This is a genomic window from Micromonospora sp. NPDC049274 (assembly GCF_040678875.1).
Taxonomy (GTDB): Bacteria; Actinomycetota; Actinomycetes; order Mycobacteriales; family Micromonosporaceae; genus Micromonospora.
Genome location: NZ_JBFAQS010000041.1, coordinates 1 through 2714 on the forward strand (window position 1 = coordinate 1; position 2714 = coordinate 2714).

The 2714-nt window shown below is 71.3% G+C and carries 1 protein-coding gene; it reads left to right on the top strand.

Annotated features, from left to right (window positions below):
- On the top strand, nt 1-2714 hold a 2714-nt coding region (locus AB0K10_RS33130), incomplete at both ends, for a type I polyketide synthase (protein ID WP_363690169.1).

Consider the following 2714-nt stretch of genomic DNA (forward strand, 5'->3'; position numbering starts at 1 on the left):
ATCCGCCAGGCCCTGGCCAACTCGGGAGTGAACGCGGCGGATGTCGACGTGGTGGAGGCACACGGCACCGGCACGACGCTGGGCGACCCGATCGAGGCCCAGGCCCTGATCGCGACCTACGGCCAGGATCGTGACCGGCCCCTGTGGCTCGGATCCGTCAAGTCGAACATCGGGCACGCCCAGGCGGCCGCGGGTGTGGCCGGGGTGATCAAGATGGTCATGGCGATGCGGCACGAGACGCTGCCGAAGACCCTGCACGTGGACCAGCCGTCCCGGCACGTGGACTGGTCGGCGGGCGCGGTCGAGTTGCTGACCGACAGCCGGCAGTGGACCGCCGACCGGCCGCGCCGGGCGGGTGTGTCGTCGTTCGGTATCTCCGGGACCAACGCGCACGTGATTCTCGAACAGGCACCCGAGACCGAGATACCGGTCATGGAAAAGCCCGCGCCGGCGGTGCTGCCGTGGCTGATCTCCGCGCAGTCGGCGGCAGGGCTGCGAGCACAGGCGACCAAGCTTCTGTCGTTTGTGGAGGGTGACGTCGACGTCGCCGCGGTGGGGGCCGCCCTGCACGGTCGTCGTGCCGCGTTGGAGCACCGTGCCGCCGTCGTCGGATCGGTGAGGGACGAGCTGGTGGCCGGGCTTCGCGCCGTCGCCGCGGGCGAGCAGGCCGTTGGTGTGGTGGTCGGCCGGTCCGGGGAAGGCGGCCGGCTGGGGTTCCTGTTCTCGGGTCAGGGTAGTCAGCGCCTCGGTATGGGCCGTGAGTTGGCCGCCGAGTTCCCGGTGTTCGCCGAGGCCCTGGACGAGGTGCTGCAACGCCTGAACGTCCGGGACGTGATGTGGGGCTCCGACCCGGAGGAGTTGCAGAAGACCGGCAACGCGCAGCCGGCCCTGTTCGCCTTCGAGGTCGCCCTCTACCGACTTCTGACCTCGTTCGGCATCGAGCCTGATGTGTTGGTGGGTCACTCGATCGGGGAGATCGCCGCCGCCCATGTGGCGGGTGTGTTCTCGCTGGATGACGCGTGCGCGTTGGTCGACGCCCGTGCGCGGTTGATGCAGGCGTTGCCGGCGGGTGGGGCGATGCTCGCGGTCGCCGCGCCGGAGGCCGATGTGGTGCCGCTGCTGGACGAGTTCTGCGGGATCGCCGCCGTCAACGGCCCGTCTGCGGTCGTGGTCTCCGGCGCTGAAGACAGCGTGGCTCGGATCGAGGCGGCGTTGGCCGGGGTGCGGATGCGCCGGTTGCGGGTCAGTCACGCGTTCCATTCGCCGTTGATGGAGCCGATGCTGGCGGAGTTCCGGCAGGTGGCCGAGGAGCTCACCTATCGGCAGCCGAGTATCGCGCTGGCCATGAGTGGTGAGCCGACCGATCCCGGTTACTGGGTGGAGCACGTACGTCAGGCTGTTCGGTTTGCCGACAACGTGGCCGCCGCCGAGGCCGGCGTCCTGGTGGAGGTCGGACCCGACGGAGTTCTCAGCGGTCTGACCGAGGCGATCCCGACCGTCCGCAAGGATCGTGACGAGGCACGCTCGTTCGTCGAGGCGCTCGTCCGGCTGCACGTGTCCGGCCACCCCGTTGACTGGCGGGAACTGCTCGGATCGGCGCCGCCGGTGGCACTGCCCACCTACGCGTTCCAGCGCGAGCGGTTCTGGCTCGACGGCCCGCCCGCCTCCGGCGACCTGACCGCGGCCGGTCTGCGCCCGGCGGAGCACCCGCTCCTCAGCGTGGTCACCAAGCTGCCCGGCACCGGTGGGCTGTTCATGGCCGGCCGGCTCTCGGCCGCGACCCAGCCGTGGCTGGCCGACCACCTCGTCGACGGTGTGCTCGTCGTGCCCGGTACGGCCCTGGTCGAGATGGCTGTCCGCGCCGGGGACGAGGCCGGATGCGCGGTCCTGGCCGAGTTGACGCTCCAGGCGCCGATGGTGCTCCCCGAACACGGCGGCGTGCAGGTGCAGGTCGTGGTGGGCGGGGACGACGACGGCGTACGCACGGTGGACATACAGTCCAGCGCGGACGGCGAGAATTGGACCCGGCACGCCGACGGTCTGCTCGCCGACCGCACCGAACGCCCGGCCGGCGACCTCACCGCGTGGCCGCCCCTCGGCGCGCAGCCGGTCGACGTGAGCGGCACCTACGACCAGCTCGCCGAGCTCGGCCTGGCCTACGGACCGCTGTTCCGGGGTCTGCGGTCGGCCTGGCGCACCGCCGACGCCGTCTACGGCGAGATCGTCCTGCCGGAACCGGCCCATGACGACGCGGCACGGTTCGGTATCCATCCCGCGTTGCTCGACGCGGCCCTGCACACCATCAGCGTCAGCGACTACGTGGACACCGAGGCGGGACGGCCGGTCCTGCCGTTCGCGTGGACCGGTATCACCGTGCACGCCGCCGGCGCGACAACCCTGCGGGTACGCGTCACCCGCGCCGGCGACAACACGGTCACGTTGACGGTCGCCGACGGAACGGGCGCGCCGGTGGCCGACATCGGCTCCCTGACGATGCGCCCGGTGGCGGCCGGACAGCTCGAGACCGGTAGCGACGCGTTGTTCCGCACGGAGTGGTCGCCGTCGCCGGCCGTTCGTGGTGGCGTTGAGTCGTCGGAATGGGTCGTGTTGCGGGTTCCGGCTTCGGGTGCGGATGTGCCGGCGGCGATTCGGGCGTCGGCGGCGTCGGTGTTGCGGCGGCTACGTGAGTTTTTGGCCGAGGAGCAGGGTTCTCG